Origin of the sequence: Limimaricola cinnabarinus (genome assembly GCF_047631075.1) — a bacterium.
Classification (GTDB): Bacteria; Pseudomonadota; Alphaproteobacteria; order Rhodobacterales; family Rhodobacteraceae; genus Limimaricola; species Limimaricola cinnabarinus.
Window position 1 is genome coordinate 137,371 of sequence record NZ_JBLHYX010000004.1, and the last position, 16,138, is coordinate 153,508.

General features: G+C 67.4%; 15 protein-coding genes. 9 read left to right on the top strand and 6 right to left on the bottom strand.

Translation table 11 applies throughout. From position 1 onward, the window contains the following. Window positions 1-149: 149 nt before the first annotated feature. Together ACJASC_RS05170 and ACJASC_RS05175 are read right to left on the bottom strand one after the other, a co-directional pair. On the bottom strand, window positions 150-1,397 hold the full coding sequence (locus ACJASC_RS05170; protein ID WP_415144103.1) for a sigma-54-dependent transcriptional regulator: 1,248 nt from the start codon (window positions 1,395-1,397) through the stop codon (window positions 150-152). Then, complete coding sequence (locus tag ACJASC_RS05175) at window positions 1,394-3,109, bottom strand: sensor histidine kinase (protein ID WP_415144105.1); 1,716 nt, start codon at window positions 3,107-3,109, stop codon at window positions 1,394-1,396. Before ACJASC_RS05175 ends, ACJASC_RS05170 begins: the two co-directional genes overlap by 4 nt. A gap of 59 nt (window positions 3,110-3,168) precedes the next feature. On the opposite strand from ACJASC_RS05175, the gene ACJASC_RS05180 reads away from it, so the two are divergent. Beyond that, complete coding sequence (locus tag ACJASC_RS05180) at window positions 3,169-4,335, top strand: cytochrome P450 (RefSeq protein ID WP_415144107.1); 1,167 nt, start codon at window positions 3,169-3,171, stop codon at window positions 4,333-4,335. A 7-nt stretch (window positions 4,336-4,342) separates the two neighbouring features. Here ACJASC_RS05180 and ACJASC_RS05185 read toward each other — a convergent pair whose 3' ends face one another. Next, the gene (locus tag ACJASC_RS05185; protein WP_021692548.1) at window positions 4,343-4,804 is read right to left on the bottom strand and encodes an Lrp/AsnC family transcriptional regulator; all 462 of its coding nucleotides are present in this window, start codon (window positions 4,802-4,804) and stop codon (window positions 4,343-4,345) included. A 141-nt stretch (window positions 4,805-4,945) separates the two neighbouring features. On the opposite strand from ACJASC_RS05185, the gene ACJASC_RS05190 reads away from it, so the two are divergent. Genes ACJASC_RS05190 through ACJASC_RS05210 form a run of 5 tightly spaced genes read left to right on the top strand, consistent with a single transcriptional unit; the run spans window position 4,946 to window position 9,003 of the window. After that, entirely contained in the window at window positions 4,946-5,245 is a 300-nt protein-coding gene (locus ACJASC_RS05190; RefSeq protein WP_415144109.1) for a DUF2849 domain-containing protein, read from the top strand. A 2-nt stretch (window positions 5,246-5,247) separates the two neighbouring features. Then, the gene (locus ACJASC_RS05195) at window positions 5,248-6,930 is read left to right on the top strand and encodes a nitrite/sulfite reductase (RefSeq protein ID WP_021692546.1); all 1,683 of its coding nucleotides are present in this window, start codon (window positions 5,248-5,250) and stop codon (window positions 6,928-6,930) included. Further along, window positions 6,920-7,663 (top strand): phosphoadenylyl-sulfate reductase, encoded by a 744-nt coding sequence (locus ACJASC_RS05200; protein ID WP_021692545.1) that lies wholly within the window; start codon window positions 6,920-6,922, stop codon window positions 7,661-7,663. Before ACJASC_RS05195 ends, ACJASC_RS05200 begins: the two co-directional genes overlap by 11 nt. A gap of 49 nt (window positions 7,664-7,712) precedes the next feature. Then, window positions 7,713-8,120, top strand: a complete 408-nt coding sequence (locus tag ACJASC_RS05205; RefSeq protein WP_415144112.1) for a DUF934 domain-containing protein — start codon at window positions 7,713-7,715, stop codon at window positions 8,118-8,120. A gap of 52 nt (window positions 8,121-8,172) precedes the next feature. Beyond that, window positions 8,173-9,003, top strand: a complete 831-nt coding sequence (locus ACJASC_RS05210) for a ferredoxin--NADP reductase (protein WP_415144114.1) — start codon at window positions 8,173-8,175, stop codon at window positions 9,001-9,003. Between the two features lie 105 nt (window positions 9,004-9,108). Here ACJASC_RS05210 and ACJASC_RS05215 read toward each other — a convergent pair whose 3' ends face one another. After that, complete coding sequence (locus ACJASC_RS05215) at window positions 9,109-9,702, bottom strand: hypothetical protein (protein WP_415144116.1); 594 nt, start codon at window positions 9,700-9,702, stop codon at window positions 9,109-9,111. 179 nt (window positions 9,703-9,881) lie between these two features. Between ACJASC_RS05215 and infC the strand changes: the two genes are divergently transcribed. Beyond that, window positions 9,882-10,427, top strand: a complete 546-nt coding sequence (gene infC, locus ACJASC_RS05220; RefSeq protein WP_369385339.1) for a translation initiation factor IF-3 — start codon at window positions 9,882-9,884, stop codon at window positions 10,425-10,427. A gap of 56 nt (window positions 10,428-10,483) precedes the next feature. On the opposite strand, the gene ACJASC_RS05225 is transcribed toward infC, so the two are convergent. Beyond that, on the bottom strand, window positions 10,484-11,458 hold the full coding sequence (locus tag ACJASC_RS05225) for an XdhC family protein (RefSeq protein ID WP_415144118.1): 975 nt from the start codon (window positions 11,456-11,458) through the stop codon (window positions 10,484-10,486). A 103-nt stretch (window positions 11,459-11,561) separates the two neighbouring features. After that, window positions 11,562-13,802 (bottom strand): OmpA family protein, encoded by a 2,241-nt coding sequence (locus ACJASC_RS05230; RefSeq protein WP_415144120.1) that lies wholly within the window; start codon window positions 13,800-13,802, stop codon window positions 11,562-11,564. Between the two features lie 246 nt (window positions 13,803-14,048). Here ACJASC_RS05230 and ACJASC_RS05235 point away from each other — a divergent pair, with 246 nt between their 5' ends. Continuing rightward, a complete protein-coding gene (locus ACJASC_RS05235; protein ID WP_021692538.1) occupies window positions 14,049-15,002 on the top strand; it encodes a hypothetical protein in 954 nt (317 codons plus the stop codon). Window positions 15,003-15,076: 74 nt separating this feature from the next. Beyond that, on the top strand, window positions 15,077-16,129 hold the full coding sequence (gene pyrC, locus ACJASC_RS05240; protein WP_415144122.1) for a dihydroorotase: 1,053 nt from the start codon (window positions 15,077-15,079) through the stop codon (window positions 16,127-16,129). The last annotated feature ends 9 nt before the right edge of the window (window positions 16,130-16,138 follow it).

Genomic DNA, 16,138 nt, shown 5'->3' on the forward strand with positions numbered 1-16,138 from the left:
CTGGAAACCGCCCAAGGCAATTACTGGTAAAAATTGCTTACCGGACAAAGGTTTGCTGACTGCAATTCAGGAAATCATCCGGAGGGATGAGAAGGACTGGGCGAAGATCCGCACAAGACAGGGCTCAAACTGTGCGGAAATCCACACAATCATTCATGCCTGTAATCTTCGGGTCGCAAGTCATGGCGCGTCAGCTTGTCGTAGAACGTCTTGCGCGGCAGCTTTAACGCCTCTGCGGTGCGAGTGGCGTGGCCCTCGTGACGGCGCAGCGCCTCAATCAGCAAGGAGCGCTCGACGCGCGCAAGCTGCTCGGCGAGGCCCGGCTCGTCCTGCGTGAGGACTGGGGCTTCGAGGCCGGGATCGAGGCCCATCGCCACGCGCATCGCCACCGAGGTCAGCGCGCGGGCGTTGCCGGGCCAGTCGCGCGCCATCAGCCGGGCGAGCAGCTCGGCTTCGATTTCGGGCATGGGCAGGTTGGCCTGCTCGCAGGCCTGCGCGACGTAGTGGCGAAACAGCACCGGGATGTCGTCGGGCCGCTCGCGCAGGGCCGGGATCGTCACGCGCATCAGGTCGAGCCGCCAGAACAGTTCGGCGTTGAGCCGCCCCGCCTCGGCCTCCGCGCCCGGATCGCGGGTGCTGCCGCCGATGACGCGGGGCCGCGCGCCACCGCTTTCGAGCCGGTCGAGCAGCGCGTACTGCGTGCCCGGCGGCAGCGCCGCGATCTCGTCGAGATAGAGCGTGCCGCCGCCCGCCTCCTCCATCGCCGCCACGAGACCGGCCTCGTCGAGCCCGGCCCCTGCCCGCTTGACGAAAGGCGCGCGGGCCGAGGCCGAAAGCAGGTGGATCACCTCGGCCACCTTGGAGGTGCCGCTGCCTGGCGGGCCGCAGACCAGCGCCTCGGCCGAGGCGCGCGCAATGGCGCGCACCCGCGTCCGCATCGCCTCGGCCTGCGGCGACCGGCCCACCAGCATCCGCGCCGCGGCGTCGCCCTCAACCTTGGCGGCTTGCGCACGGCGCGCGGCCAGTACCTCGGCCCGCAGGCCCAGCGCCTGCTTCACGGCAGCGACGAAATCCTTGGGACCGCAGGGCTTTTCGAGAAAGCCATGCGCGCCCTGCTCCATCGCCCGCACCGCCATCGGAATGTCTCCCTCACCAGTCAGCAGGATCACCGGCAGGTCGGGATCGACCTCGCGGGCGCGGGCCAGAAGGTGAAACCCGTCGCGCCCCGGCATGCGGATGTCGGTGACGATCACGCCGTCGAACTCAGGCGCGATGTGGTCCTTGGCCGCGACGTAGGAACCCGCGAGGATCGGGTCGAGATCGCACAACTCCAGCGTTTGGCCCAGCGCCTCGCGCACCTCGCGGTCGTCATCCACCAGCAATACCTTGGTCGTCATGCCGCCTCGCTCGCCCTCGCGCGGTCGAGTTCGACCGTGAACTCCGCGCCGCCATCCTCGTGGTTGCGGCCCCGGATCGCGCCGCCAAAGCTCTGCACGAGGCCATAGGAGATCGAGAGCCCGAGGCCCATCCCCTCGGAGGCCCCGACCTCCTTGGTGGTGTAGAACGGATCGAAGATCCGGTCCGGCGCGCTGATCCCCGGCCCGCTGTCGCGCACGATGAGCCGAACGCGGTCCCCCCCCTGCGCGATATCGATGGCGAGGCGCTTGGCCTCGCGGCCCTCCATCGCGTCGATGGCGTTGCCGACGAGGTTGAGCACCACCTGCTGCAGTCGCACTTCGCCGCCGCGCACCAGCACCGGGGCGGCGGGCGGGGTCCACAGAATTTCGACCTCGGCCTGCCGGGCCCGCGCGCCCGCCATCTCGAGCGCCGCCTCGACCACGGCGATCAGATCGACATCGACCATCGCCTCGCTCTCCTGCCGAGCAAAGGCACGCAGGTTGCGGATGATCCGCCCCATGCGGCGCGCCAGCTCCGAGATGCGGCCCAGATTGCGGCCCGCCGCCTCCGGATTGCCGCGTGCGAGAAAAGTCTCGGCGTTCTCGGCAAAGCTGCGGATCGCCATCAGCGGCTGATTCAGCTCGTGGCTGATTCCGGCCGACATCTGGCCCAGCGCCGACAGCTTGCCCGCCTGTACCAGATCGGCCTGCGCGCGCCGCAGGCGCGCCTCCGCCGCCGCCCGCTCGGCCACCTCGCGCTGCAGGTTGGCATTGACCGCCTGCAGCGCCACGGTGCGCCGCGCCACCCTCTCTTCGAGCCGGGCATTGGCGCGCGCCAGCGTGCGCCGCCGGACCGTGGCGAGGAACAGCAGCGCCCCAAAGGCGAGGCAGAGCGCAGCGGCGGCGGCGGCCTGCAACAGCGCGATGCGCCGCGCGGGCGCGGTGTCGAGCAGCGCCTCGCCCCGAAGCCCGATCACCGGAAGCGGCTGCGTCAGGTGCAGGCCGCGCTCGGGCAGATAGGGGCCGGCCCGCATGCGCCAGATCTCGTGCCCGGCGGTGTGGTGACGCGACACGAGGCCCAGATCGCTGCGGCCCACCAGTTCGGAGCGGTTCGACACGAAGACCCGGTCGGCATCATCGGTGAAGAACAGCGCCGGGCGATCGCCGCGCCAGCTCGCCTCGATCGCCTCGACATCGGTGATCACCAGAACCGCGCCGATGACCGGGCCGTCCGGAGAGAAGATCGGCGCGGCGAAGAAGAAGACGCGTCGACCGTAGCGTCGGCTCGACAGATGCGCCACGCCGAGAGCGCCGTCCATCGCCCGTTCGAACCAAGGCGTTCCCGCATCCCTTCGCCGTGTCACCCGGCCCGCCGCCGCGATCTCGCGCCCTTCGGTGTCGAGCAGCACGATGTCGAGCGCGCCGGTCATGTCGGCGGTCTGGCGCAACAGCGCCTCGGCCCGGCCCGCATCCGGCCCCGTCAGCCGCGGCGCGAGATAGGGATGGCGCGCGGTCAGCACCGAAAGCTGGCGATAGCGCTGCAATTCTCCGGTCAGCCGGTCGGAGGCCAGCGCCAGATCCGCAGCACCCCGGCGCGACATGTCGGTCAGGGCGGCGCGATACCCCCAATGCTGCACCGCCAGCGCGAGCGCCGTCACCAGTGCCAGAAATCCGAGCACCCGCAGCGCCCGCCTGATCCGCGATCCGTCCATCGCCGCATCCTATCGCTTGCGCGCTTGCCAAGACCAGAGCCACGGGTCACGGTCTTGTCATGCAGGAATTGACCCAAGCCCCGACCGAGACCGCCTTTGTGCAGGACCCCTACCCGTTCTACGACCGGGCAAGGGCGACGGGGCCATTGTTCCGCTGGACCGATTACGGCATGGCCTGCGCCACCACGCACGAGGCGGTGTCGCTGGTGCTGCGCGACCGGCGCATGGGCCGCGAGGCGCCGGTGGAGCACGCGGCCGAGATCCCCGACCATCTCTCGGCCTTCTACGCCTGCGAGGCGCATTCGATGCTGGAACTGGAGCCGCCCGCCCACACGCGGCTGCGCGGTCTGGTGCTGCGCGCCTTCACCTCGCGGCGCGTCAACGCCCTCGCGCCCGAGATCGAGGCGCTGTGCCACCGGCTGATCGACGGGTTTCCGCAAGGGCCGTTCGACCTTCTCGACACCTATGCGCGGCATGTGCCGGTCATCGTCATCGCCCGTCTCATGGGCCTGCCCGAAAGCCGGGCCGACGATCTGCTGGCCTGGTCCAACGCCATGGTCGGCATGTATCAGGCAGGCCGCACCCGCACCATGGAGGACGCCGCCGAGATGGCGACGCAGGCGTTCTGCGACTTTCTCGCCGTCTATATCGCTGACAAGCGGCGCAGCCCCGGTGACGACCTGATCTCGGAGTTGATCGCCGCCGAGGAAAAGGGCGAGAAACTCACCACCGAGGAGTTGGTCTCGACCTGCGTCCTGCTGCTGAACGCGGGCCACGAGGCGACGGTGCACAGCTTGGGCAACGCGGTAAAGACGCTACTCGAACAGGATCACCGCGAGATCGACGCGCCCTGCATCGAGGAGCTGCTCAGGCTCGATCCGCCGCTGCACATGTTCACCCGATGGGTCTATGAGGATCTGGAGATCCTCGGGCACCGCTTCGCACGCGGCGACCGGATCGCCTGCCTGCTCGGCGCGGCCAACCGCGACCCCGCGGCCTATATCGACCCGCATCGCTTCGACCCGCGCCGCGAGGGGCCCGCGCATCTGGGCTTCGGCGCGGGCATCCATTTTTGCGTCGGCGCCCCGCTGGCGCGGCTGGAGATGCGGATCGCCCTCACATCCCTGATGCGGCACTGCCCCGACCTCAAGCTCGCCGAGCCGCCGCGCTACGCCGATCTCTATCATTTCCACGGGCTGGAGAAGCTGACGGTCCGCGCGTTCTGAGACCAGTTCAGAGCGGCAGCGCCACCGTCGACTTGATCTCCTCCATCGACAGGAGCGCAGTGACGCTCTGCACCCGCACCTCGGCGATCAGAGCCTGATAGAAGGCGTCATAGGCGCGCGCGTTGCGCACCCGCACCTTGAGGATGTAATCGATGTCGCCCGCCAGCCGGTGAGCCTCCTGCACCTCCGGGCGGTCGCGCAGTGTGGCGAGGAACTTGGCCTGCCAATCGGCCTCATGCGCGCTCGTGCGGATCAACACGAAGAAGCAGGCCTCGAAGCCCAGCGCCTCGGCATCGAGGATGACGGTCTGCGGTCCGATGATGCCACGCTCGCGCATCTTGCGGATCCGGTTCCAGACCGGCGTCTTGGACGACCCCACCGCCTTGGCGATGTCGTCGAGCGACCGGCCCGCATCGCGCTGCAACTCGATCAGGATCTTCCGGTCGATCTCATCGGGCTGGAACGACATTCGCGGCTCTCCTCCAATCTGGAACGCATGTCCCCCCAATTGCCCATGGCGGAACACGCATTCCTTATCTGCCCCGGTGGGTGGCCAAAAGCAAGACATCTGTCCTATATCAGCCCCTGAACACAAGACGGAGATCGCGCCATGCCCCGCAAGTTCACGCCCAAGGTCGTGACCGCCAACCGCCTTCTCGAAGGTGACGCCGTCTGGCTGACCGCCGAGGGACGCTGGACCCCGGACATGCGCGAGGCCGAACTGCTCGACGAGGAGGCCCATGCCGAACTGCGGCTGCTCACCGCGCAGTCGGACGCGGCCACCGTCGTCGGCCCCTATCTCGCCGATGCCGTGGCGGGCGCCCAAGGCCCCGAGCCGACGCATTTTCGCGAAACCTTCCGCACACGCGGGCCGTCGAACTATGCCCACGGCAAGCAAGTGGAGATCTGAGCATGTATCATTACAACGACTTCGACCGCGCCTTCGTCCAAGAGCGCGTCAACCAGTTTCGCGGCCAGGTGGAACGCCGGATCGACGGCTCGCTCACGGAGGACGAGTTCCGTCCGCTGCGCCTGATGAACGGGCTGTACCTGCAGCTGCACGCCTACATGCTGCGCGTGGCGATCCCTTACGGCACGCTCAATTCCGACCAGATGCGCACACTGGCGCTCTTGGCCGAGAAGTGGGATCGCGGCTACGGCCATTTCACCACCCGTCAGAACATCCAGTACAACTGGCCGGCGCTGCGCGACGTGCCCGAGATGCTGCAGGCGCTGGCCGATGTCGGCCTGCACGCGATCCAGACCTCTGGCAACACGATCCGCAACGTGACCGCCGATCACTTCGCCGGTGCCGCCGCCGACGAGATCGCCGATCCGCGCCCCGTGGCCGAGCTGTTGCGCCAGTGGTCCACCGATCACCCGGAATTCCAGTTCCTGCCGCGCAAGTTCAAGATTGCCGTCACCGGCGCCGCGCATGACCGCGCGGTGATCCAAGCGCATGACATCGGCATCCAGATCGTTAAGAACGCCCATGGCGAGATCGGCTACAAGCTGCTCGTGGGCGGCGGTCTCGGCCGGACCCCGATGATCGGCAAGGTGATCGAGGAGTTCGTCTCCCAAGACGACCTGCTGCCCTATTGCGAGGCGATCGTTGCCGCCTACAACCTGCTGGGCCGGCGCGACAACAAGTACAAGGCACGCATCAAGATCACCGTTTTCGAGAACGGCCTCGAGGCGTTCCGCGACGCGGTGAACGAGCAGTTCGCCCGCACCAAGCCCGCCTTTTCGGGCGTGGACGTGAAGCTCTTCGAGGAGATCCGCGCGCAATTCGCCCCGCCCGCGTGGCGCAACGCACCGCTCAAAGCCTACGACGACGCCTATGCCGCCGATGCGCTGTTCCGCTCATGGGCCGACACCAACCTGACCGCGCATCGCGCCGAAGGTTATGCCATCGTTTCGGTCTCGCTCAAAAAGCATGGCGAGACGCCTGGCGACGCCACCGCCGAGCAGATGCGCGTGCTGGCCGATCTCGCCGATCTTTACGGCCATAACGAGTTGCGCATCAGCCACGAGCAGAACGTGATCCTGCCGCATGTCCACAAATCGGACCTGCCCAAGCTGCACGCCAAGCTGCGCGAGCACGGCCTCGCCACCGCCAATATCGGGCTGGTGTCGGACATCATCGCCTGCCCCGGCATGGATTACTGCGCGCTGGCCACCGCCCGCTCGATCCCGGTGGCCCAGCAGATCGCGCTGCGCTTCGAGGAGTTGAAGCTCGAGCACGACGTGGGCCCGCTCAAGATCAAGATCTCGGGCTGCATCAACGCCTGCGGCCATCACCATGTCGGCCATATCGGCATCCTCGGCCTCGACCGCGCCGGCGTCGAGAACTACCAGGTGACGCTGGGCGGCTCGGGCGACGAAACCGCGAGCATCGGCGAGCGTGCCGGCCCCGGCTTCTCGGCCGAGGAGATCGTGCCTGCGGTCGAGCGGCTGGTGCTGGGCTATCTCGACCTACGCTCAAGCCCCGACGAGACGTTCCTCGCCGCCTATCGCCGCCTCGGGCCCGCGCCGTTCAAGTCGGTGCTCTATCCTGAGCAAGAGGCGAAACGGGAGCGGGCCGATGCTGCATGAGACGCCGCATCGCATCGACGAGACCGTCGCCGAGCTGAACGCCCGCTACCGCCACCATGGGGCGACGGCGGTGCTTGAAAAGGCCCTGTCCGAGCATGCGCTCGGGCGGATCGCCATGGTCAGCTCCTTCGGTGCGGAATCGGTCGTGCTCCTGCACCTCGTTTCGGTGATCGATCGCACCACGCCGGTGCTTTTCGTCGACACCGAGATGCTGTTTCCCGAGACCCTCGCCTATCAGCAGGATCTCGCGGAGCGGCTGCGCTTTACCGACATGCGGACCATCAAGGCCCGTCCCGAGGCGTTGGCCGAGCATGACCCCGAGAACTTGCTGCATCGTTCGAACACCGATCTGTGCTGCGCCATCCGCAAGACCGAGCCGCTTCAGCGCGCGCTTTCCGGTTTCGACAGCTGGATCACCGGACGCAAACGCTACCAGGGCAAGACCCGCGCGGCGCTGGAGTTCTTCGAGAACGAGGACGACCTGCGGATCAAGATCAACCCGCTGGCCCACTGGACCAGCAGCGACCTGCAGGACTATATCGCCGAGAACCGCCTGCCGCGGCACCCGCTGGTGGCCCAAGGCTATCCGTCGATCGGTTGCGCGCCCTGCACCAGCAAGGTGGCGGCGGGCGAAGACCCCCGCGCAGGGCGCTGGCGCGACAGCGACAAGGAAGAATGCGGCATCCACTTCGTGAATGGCAGAATGGTGCGCGGCAAGCCCGCCGACGCCTGAAACCGCACCGGACCGCAAGCAGACAGGGGCGCGGCCCCGAGAGGATGAGATGACCGTGATCGTGACCGACAAGGGCTTTGGCCCCGATGATTTCGAAGGCGGCTTCGTGCCGCTGGCCGAGGCGAGCGCCGAGGACACCGCGATCGAGATCGCGCCCGCCGACGATCCGCGCACGTTGGTGGGTCGGCTGGGCGAGATCGCGGCGATCCGCGTGACCTTCCCCGCCTTTTCGGACGGGCGCGGCTTCACCCATGGGCGCGACCTGCGCTCCTTGGGCTTTACCGGTCGGCTGCGCGCGACCGGTCACGTGATCGCGGATCAATACGCCATGGCCCGGCGTTCGGGTTTCGACGAGGTCGAGATCTCCGATGATCTGGCCCAGCGCCAGCCCGAGGATCAGTGGCTGGCCCGCGCCGACTGGAAAGCCCACGACTATCAGGCGCGGCTGCGCGGCTGAGCCGCCTTTACGCCGCCCGCCCCCTCCCCTATTCGAGCCGAGCGAGAAAGACATGACCGAGCAAAGCCCAGTGACCCAGACCAACGCCGCCCGCGTGGCCCAATCTCCCGATGCGCAGGTCGTCACCGCCGTGCGTCATTACACCGACAGCCTGTTTTCCTTTCGGATCACGCGCCCCGCGAGCCTGCGCTTCCGCTCGGGCGAGTTCGTGATGATCGGCCTGATGGGCGACAACGGCAAGCCGCTCATGCGCGCCTATTCCATCGCCTCGCCCAACTGGGACGAGGAGCTGGAGTTCTACTCGATCAAAGTTGCCGACGGCCCGCTCACCTCCAAGCTGCAGCACATTCAGGAGGGTGACCACATCATCATGCGCCCCAAGCCGGTGGGCACGCTGGTGCATGACGCTCTGATCCCCGGCAAGCGGCTGTGGCTGTTCTCGACCGGCACCGGTTTCGCGCCCTTCGCCTCGCTGCTGCGCGACCCCGAGACCTTCGAGAAGTTCGAACAGGTCATCGTCACCCATACCTGCCGCGACGTGGCCGAGCTGACCTATGGCCGCGAACTGGTGGAGAGCGTCAAGACCGACGAGATGCTGCGCGAGCTGATCGGCGAAGAAAACCTCGACAAGCTGGTCTATTATCCGACCACCACGCGCGAGGAGAGCGCGAAGATGGGCCGCATCACCTATCTCATCGAGAATGGCGAGCTGTTCTCGGATCTCGGGGTGCCGGCGCTCGATCCTGCGACCGACCGCGCCATGGTCTGCGGTAGCCTCGGCTTCAACCTCGACATCAAGGCCCTCCTGGAACAGGCGGGTCTGCGCGAGGGTGCCAATTCCGATCCGGCCGAGTTCGTGATCGAGAAGGCCTTCGTCGGCTGATCCCGACCGGGGACGAACGCCAGAAACGACGACGCCGCGCGGATCGCTCCGCGCGGCGTTTTCAGTTGGGCAAGGTGCGGCCCGGCATGCGGGCCGCGGCTGCGATCACTCGACGCCCAGCTCGGCGCGAATGTCCTCGAGCAGCGAATCGCGGATCGCGGGATAGCGACGCGCGCGTTCGAGCGCGTTGGCCAACTGCTCCCTGCGAGTGACCTCGAGCGCGCTGTCGGAGATCGCCTGCTGCACGGCCTCGTAGTCAAAGCTTTCGGGGCGCAACGCCTCTTCGAGGATCGCGAGACCTTCGTTGGTCCCGGCGACCTCGGTGTCGGCTGCGGCTTCGGCGGCGTTCTCGACCTCTTCGGCCAAGGCCTCGTCGTCGAGCATGACCACCGGCTCGGTGCCCTCGGGCGCGGGCATGGTCTCGGCCTCGACCTCTTCGGTCAGGGCCTCGGCATCCGCTGCAACGTCCCCTTCGGGTGGGGTGATTTCGCCCATTTCGTCATTGGGTTCGATATCGGCGGCGGGCGCCTCCGCCTCTTCGTCCACGATATCGGCGGTGGGGGGTTCGGCCAGTTGATCGATGCCGTCGTCATTGATCGCGGAGTTCGTCGTGACCTCGGCGTCGTCGCCGCCCCAGATGCTTGTCACCACGACAACCGCAAGCACCGCGGCGACGATGATGCCGACAATTTTCATCATTGTGCTCATCCTTATTGAAAATCCTGAACCTTTGTCGGCCCACATAGCGCCCGATATGGCAGATGCCATGGCGCGAGGGAAGCGCAGGGTATCAAATGGCCTTGTTTTGCAGCTTGAAACGCACTACCGGGGCGACTACCTTTCGCCCTACCCAATCGAACAACCGAAGGACGTGCACCATAGCCCGCAGACCTCATAACGCGCCCCCCACGCGCGACACCGGCCCCCGCGTCAACGATCGTATCCGCGTGGCCGAAATCCGACTGATTGGACAGAACGGCGAGAATGTCGGCGTCGTCAGCCCCGAGCGTGGCTTGGCGCTGGCCGAGGAGGCCGGTCTCGATCTTGTCGAGATCTCGCCCAATGCCGTGCCCCCGGTCTGCAAAATCATGGATTTCGGCAAGTTCAAGTACGAGACGCAGAAGAAAGAGGCCGAGGCGCGCAAGAACCAGAAGACCTTCGAGATAAAGGAGGTCAAGTTCCGCCCCAACACCGATACGAACGATTACGACGTGAAGATGCGGAACGTTCTGCGCTTCCTCGAGACCGGCGACAAGGTCAAGGTCACGCTGCGCTTCCGGGGCCGCGAGATGGCGCACCAGGAACTGGGTCGCGAGCTGCTCGAGCGGGTGGCCGAGGACGTGTCCGAGATCGGCAAGGTCGAGAACATGCCCAAGATGGAAGGCCGCCAGATGGTCATGATGATCGGCCCGATCCAGAAATAAGCCGATCGTTACCCTATCGACAGGAAAGGCCACCCGACGGGGTGGCCTTTCGTTCATCAGAGGGTCGCTCTGGGGCGCCGCAGCGCCGCGACGATCTCCGCGAGGATCGACACCGCGATCTCAGCCGGGCCGCGCGCTCCGATATCGAGCCCCACCGGCGCGTCGAGCCGCTCAAGCCCGGACACCCCCTCGCCCACGAGACGTTCGAGCCGCTTGGCATGGGTGCGCGTTGAGCCGAGACAACCGATATAGAAGGCCCGCGACTCCAGCGCCGCCCGAAGCGCCGGGTCGTCGATCTTCGCGTCATGCGTCAGCGTGACCACCGCCGTGCGCGCATCCGGGGCGAGCGCCCCCAGCGCCGCATCCGGCCAATCATGGATCAATCGCGCGCCGGGAAACCGTACCTGCGCTGCGAAGGCGTCCCTTGGATCGACGATGGCCACGTCGAAGCCCGCGATACGCGCCATCGGCACCAGCGCCTGCGCGATATGCACGGCCCCGACCACCACAAGCCGCAAGGGCGGATTGTGCAACCCGACGAAGCGTCCGTCGGGATCGATGCCGGATTGGTCGCCCGCGAAACGCTCGGCATGGGCGTCGGGCCCTTCCAGCACCCGCCGCTCGCCCTCCAGATCGACCACCAGCGCCACCGGCCGCCGCTGCGCGCGCGCCGCCACCAGATCGGCAAGCAGCGCTTCGTCCATGGCTCCGCCGACCGGGTCGACCAGCACCCGGATGCGCCCGCCGCAGCCCAAACCCACCGCGAAGGCGTCCTCGTCGGCCACGCCGTAATCGAGCAGGCGCGACAGCCCATCCGCGATCGCGGCCATGGCCTCGGTAACCGCCGCGCCCTCGACGCAACCGCCCGAGACCGAGCCTTCCATCGCGCCGAACCGATCAACCACGAGCTGGCTGCCCGCCGCGCGCGGCGCCGAGCCCCATGTTTCGATCACGGTGGCTAGGGCGGCGCCTCGTCCCGCGCGGTGCCAGTCGAGCGCGATGGCGGGGATATCGGGGAATGCATCTGTCATGCAGCCAAGCTAACCTCCGCCAAATATGCGACAAGCCGCAAAGCGAACGGGCCGCCCCGAAGGGCGGCCCGTTGCCGTATCGCGTCATATCGCCGTGATCGGATTACTGCGCCGAGGCGACCTGCTGCAGCAGCGGCGTGATCCGGCGAACCGAGGCGCGGCGGTTGGCCTGCTCGTCGGTTTCGGTTTGCACTTTGAGGAACCGCTCACCATAGCCCTGAACCACGAGGTTCTCGGGCGGGATGTTGAAGTTCTCGGTCAGCGCCAGAGCCACCGTTTCGGCGCGGCGATCCGACAGGGCCAGATTGAACGCGTCATTGCCGACCGCATCGGTGTGGCCTTCGATCAGGAACACCTCGCGGGGGTTCTCGGCCAGCCGGTCCTCGATCGTCAGGCCCAGATCCACGAGGGTCGCGGCCTGTTCGGGGCGCAGCGCAGCAGAGCCCGACGCGAAGGTAAGCGTGTCGAGGTCGATCGCCGGGACCAGCGCCCGAACCGCCTCGATCTCGCGCACCTGACGCAGGGAGTAGCTGCGGCCGGTATCGACCGCCTGCTCGGCGCGCAGGGCTTCGAGAAGCGCCGCCCGGTCAGCTTGGGCTGCCGACAGGTTGACCGGCGCGGGCTCCATCTCGCGCAGGCTGCGCACGTCGACGGGCTCGGACTGGGCGAGATCGTCGAAAAGCTCGACCTCGGTACCGTCGGCGAAGATCCGGCTGCGGCGCAGGACCTGGCCCTGCGCGTTGCGGATCGTCACGACCTGCGTGCCGTCCTCACGCGTCAGTGTGGAGCGCGAGGAGCCGTCCGAAAAGGTCTCGGTGCGCAGATCGGCGCCGGGCTGACGCAGCAGAGCGTCGTCGTCACGGTAGATCTCGAGACCGTTGTCGCCCTCGACCACGACGCGGTCGCCGGTATTGGCCACGACCTCACGGTTGTTGTTGAGCAACGAGCCTACGGTCACGGCACCGATGCCCAGAAGCAGCGCCTTCTGGAAGTTGGAGAGACCGTCATCATCATCGCTCTCAACCGCAGCGGCGGCGTCGGCATCGGAGCTCATGGAAGCGGCGAATTCCTCGTCGCTCTGGCGCGAGTTCTCCTCGTCGATCTCGGTCTCGACGACCTCGGCAGCCTCGGCATCGGCGCTGGCGGCGGCGGCCACCTCCTGCTGAGGTTCTTCGGCAGTGGGATCGATTTCTTCCAGATCGTCCTGGGCGCGGCGTTCGGCGCGACGCTCGGCACGTTCGGCCCGACGCTCGGCCCGCTCTTCTTCGGTCATCTGCGCCGCATCGCCCTGAGTTTCATCGGCGGTCTCAGCCGTGATCTCGTTCTGCGCCTCAGTCTCAGTCTCAGTCTCGGCTTCGGCCGTGGTTTCGGCTTCAACTTCGGTAGAGGTCTCGGCTTCAGCTTCGGTAGAGGTCTCGGCTTCGAGCTGCGCCGCCATCGCGGCCTCCAGATCCGCCTGCTTTTCGGCCTTGCGGGCTTCGCTGTTCATATCGGCAGCTCCGGCAGCCTCAGCCTCAACAGCATTTTCGGCTTTTGCAGCCGCATCTGCATCCGCGGCAGCCTGAGCGTCAACGGCAGCTTGAGCGTCAGTCTCAGCTTGGGCGTCAGCGGCGGCCTGAGCGTCAGCGGCAGCTTGGGCGTCCGCGGCAGCCTGAGTGTCAGCGGCGGCCTGAGCATCAGCCGCAGCCTGTTCCTCGGCTGCACGAGCAGCGTTCTGCTCCGCCTCGGCTTCGGAGGCTGCTTCGAGCGCCTCGTCTTGCTCGGCAGCCTCGGTCTCGGCCTGCGCCGCGGCCTGAGCTTCGAGTTCGGCCTGCAGATCGGCAGCGCGGGCGTCGTCTTGCGCAGCGGTTCCTGCAGTGGCTTCCGTGGTGGCTTCGGCCTCTGCTGCCCCAGCATCGGCCATACCCGGAGCCTCGGCCCCGCTCTCGGTCTGAACATCGCTCTCGTTCGTCGCAGGGACGGTGTCGGCAACGTTGGCGGAAGCCGTCGCGGCATTCGCGGCCTCGATCGCGGCAGCGCGCGCATCGGCCACGGCTTGGCGCAGATCATCATCCGAGCCTTCGCGCAGCAGATCGATCGACAGGCCGTACTCCGTCAGCAGCGCCGCATCGAGACGGTCCTCGACCGCCAACGCCCGCAAGGTCTCGATCGGCAGATCGAGCAGCGGCGTGCCCGTTTGCGGATCCTGAGCGCAGGGCGGCACGGCGCCGTCAAGGCAGACGAGCGGTCCGGCGCCATCGGCCTGACCCGACGCGCCCTGAGCTTGGGCGACCGCGCTTCCATAGGGCATCATCAGCGACAGGCTGGCCACGAGGGCCGTGCTGGTTCGATAGGTACGCTTCATTCTACTCTCCTCTCGGGCCGGTCTCCGCGGACCGCGGCGATGGCGTCGGCAAGGCAACGCTTCCGGCACCGTCCCCAGTTCCATCGCCCCCCTCGGCTATGCAATAACACCGCATAGACATTGGGCGACAGGCCGCCGGTCGCGACGGAAATTGAGCACCTGCCTTGCCAACTTCCGCCGCAATGGCGCAGGATTTTGAACAGCCATGGGACAGCCTGTCCCGCGTCCCCAGCCATGGAGCGCCAGATGACCGAAACCATGCCCGTTCTGGACGAGGATCTGAGCGGCCTGACCCCGCAGGACTGGCATGAAAGGCTCGACCGGATCGGTGATGCGCATGGCTATTACGAGCGGCTGGGCCCTGAACACGCGGCCCTGTTCGTCGATGCAGGGCCGAAGCTGCTCGTCACCTTCGAGACCCGCGATGCGATTCGCCGAAGCCCCCGGGCGCTGCCGCGCGGCTTCGAGGCGGTGGCGCGCAATGGTTGGTCGCTGCTGGCGCTGATCTCCGAGGGTGACGGGCTGTTCCGCGCGCCGCGGGTCTGGGGCTATATCGACCGCCTCGTGGACGAGGGCTTCTTCGAGGATTTCGATCGCGTCCTGTTTTACGGGCATCATGCGGGGGGCTATGCCGCCGCCGCCTATTCGGTCGCAGCCCCCGGCGCGCGGGTGCTGGCGTTGCGCCCGCTCGCCACGCTGGACCCCGAGATCGCGGGTTGGGACCGACGCCTTCTGGGCGCACGTCGGCTCGATTTCTCCAGCCGCTACGGCTATGCGCCCGACATGGTGGACGCAGCCGCGCGCGTGACCGTCCTTTACGACCCGCACCATGCCGCCGACGCGATCCACGCGGCGCTCTACAGGCGGTCCAACGTCACGGCACTGCGCGCCGCCCATGCGGGCACGCGGCTCGAACAGATTCTCGATCAAGGCGGCGTCGCCGCACCGCTGCTGGATCTCGCGATGGAGGACCGGCTCGACAAGGTCGCCTTCGCCCGTCTGTGGCGCGCGCGTCGTGGCAACGCGACCTATCTGCGCGGCCTGATGCGGCGGATCGAATCGGCGGACCGGCCCGCGCTTCTGGCCCGGCTGTGCCGCCACGGGCTCACCACCTCCGAGGCGCAGCACTACGCCCGCAGGCTCGAATTACTCGGTGAGCCAGCGCGGCCGATCCCCGTCGCGGTATCGCGCGCCAGTTGATCCGCGAATGACCCCGGGACCGGGCGGATCGTGACCTATGGTCAGGCCCGGCCGGTCGGTGTAAGGCAGCGGCCATGAAAGACGTACGCCCCACCTCGATCACCCTCCGCCGCCCCGATGACTGGCACCTGCACCTGCGCGACGGCGCGATGCTCGAGGCCATGGCGCCCGAAAGCGCCCGCCATTTCGGGCGCGCCATCATCATGCCCAACCTCGTGCCGCCCGTCGTCACCGCCGCGCAGGCCGAGGCCTACCGCGAACGCATCCGCGCCGCCCTCCCCGAGGGATCGGGCTTCACGCCGCTGATGACGCTGTATCTCACCGAGGACACCGATCCCGAGGAGGTGCGTCGCGCCCATGCCAGCGGCATCGCCACCGCCGTGAAGCTCTACCCGGCGGGGGCCACGACCAACTCGGCCTCCGGCGTGCGCGATTTCGACAAGGTGCGGCCCATCTTCGAGACGATGGCCGAGATCGGCATGCCGCTTTGCGTGCATGGCGAGGTGACCGACGGCGCGATCGACATCTTCGACCGCGAGGCGGTGTTCATCGACAAGGTGCTCAAACCGATCCGCCGCAAGACGCCGGACCTGCGCATCGTGATGGAGCATGTCACGACGGCGGATGCGGTGGATTACGTGCGTGACAGCCCGCGCAACCTCGCCGCGACGATCACCACGCATCACCTGATCATCAACCGCAACCACATCCTCGCAGGCGGCATCAAGCCGCATTTCTACTGCCTGCCGGTGGCCAAGCGCGAACGCCACCGCGTGGCGCTGGTGCAGGCGGCGGTCTCGGGCGATCCGCGGTTTTTCCTCGGCACCGACAGCGCGCCGCACAGCGATCCGGCCAAGCTGCAGCCCTGCGGCTGCGCGGGCATCTTCACTGCGCCCAACACCATGTCGTGCCTCGCCGAGGTGTTCGAGGCGGCGGGACGGCTGAGCCATCTCGAAGCCTTCACCTCGCTCAACGGGCCGCGCTTCTACAAGCTGCCCGTCAACGAGGACACCATCACGCTGGTTCGAGGCGCACCCGTGACCTATCCCGAACGGATCGAGACCGGCGACGGCCCCGTCACGGTGTTCGACCCGGGCTTCGCGCTGCACTGGCGCGTCGAAGACTGATCCCCCACA

What these genes read in the sequence shown, in the direction of transcription:
- pyrC (WP_415144122.1), top strand. Translation starts at nt 15,077, where the DNA reads ATGAAAGACGTACGCCCCACCTCGATCACCCTCCGCCGCCCCGATGAC.
- ACJASC_RS05185 (WP_021692548.1), bottom strand. Translation starts at nt 4,804, where the DNA reads ATGTCGTTCCAGCCCGATGAGATCGACCGGAAGATCCTGATCGAGTTG.
- ACJASC_RS05180 (WP_415144107.1), top strand. Translation starts at nt 3,169, where the DNA reads ATGCAGGAATTGACCCAAGCCCCGACCGAGACCGCCTTTGTGCAGGAC.
- ACJASC_RS05200 (WP_021692545.1), top strand. Translation starts at nt 6,920, where the DNA reads ATGCTGCATGAGACGCCGCATCGCATCGACGAGACCGTCGCCGAGCTG.
- ACJASC_RS05225 (WP_415144118.1), bottom strand. Translation starts at nt 11,458, where the DNA reads ATGACAGATGCATTCCCCGATATCCCCGCCATCGCGCTCGACTGGCAC.
- ACJASC_RS05210 (WP_415144114.1), top strand. Translation starts at nt 8,173, where the DNA reads ATGACCGAGCAAAGCCCAGTGACCCAGACCAACGCCGCCCGCGTGGCC.
- ACJASC_RS05205 (WP_415144112.1), top strand. Translation starts at nt 7,713, where the DNA reads ATGACCGTGATCGTGACCGACAAGGGCTTTGGCCCCGATGATTTCGAA.
- ACJASC_RS05175 (WP_415144105.1), bottom strand. Translation starts at nt 3,109, where the DNA reads ATGGACGGATCGCGGATCAGGCGGGCGCTGCGGGTGCTCGGATTTCTG.
- ACJASC_RS05235 (WP_021692538.1), top strand. Translation starts at nt 14,049, where the DNA reads ATGACCGAAACCATGCCCGTTCTGGACGAGGATCTGAGCGGCCTGACC.
- ACJASC_RS05215 (WP_415144116.1), bottom strand. Translation starts at nt 9,702, where the DNA reads ATGATGAAAATTGTCGGCATCATCGTCGCCGCGGTGCTTGCGGTTGTC.
- ACJASC_RS05230 (WP_415144120.1), bottom strand. Translation starts at nt 13,802, where the DNA reads ATGAAGCGTACCTATCGAACCAGCACGGCCCTCGTGGCCAGCCTGTCG.
- ACJASC_RS05170 (WP_415144103.1), bottom strand. Translation starts at nt 1,397, where the DNA reads ATGACGACCAAGGTATTGCTGGTGGATGACGACCGCGAGGTGCGCGAG.
- ACJASC_RS05190 (WP_415144109.1), top strand. Translation starts at nt 4,946, where the DNA reads ATGCCCCGCAAGTTCACGCCCAAGGTCGTGACCGCCAACCGCCTTCTC.
- ACJASC_RS05195 (WP_021692546.1), top strand. Translation starts at nt 5,248, where the DNA reads ATGTATCATTACAACGACTTCGACCGCGCCTTCGTCCAAGAGCGCGTC.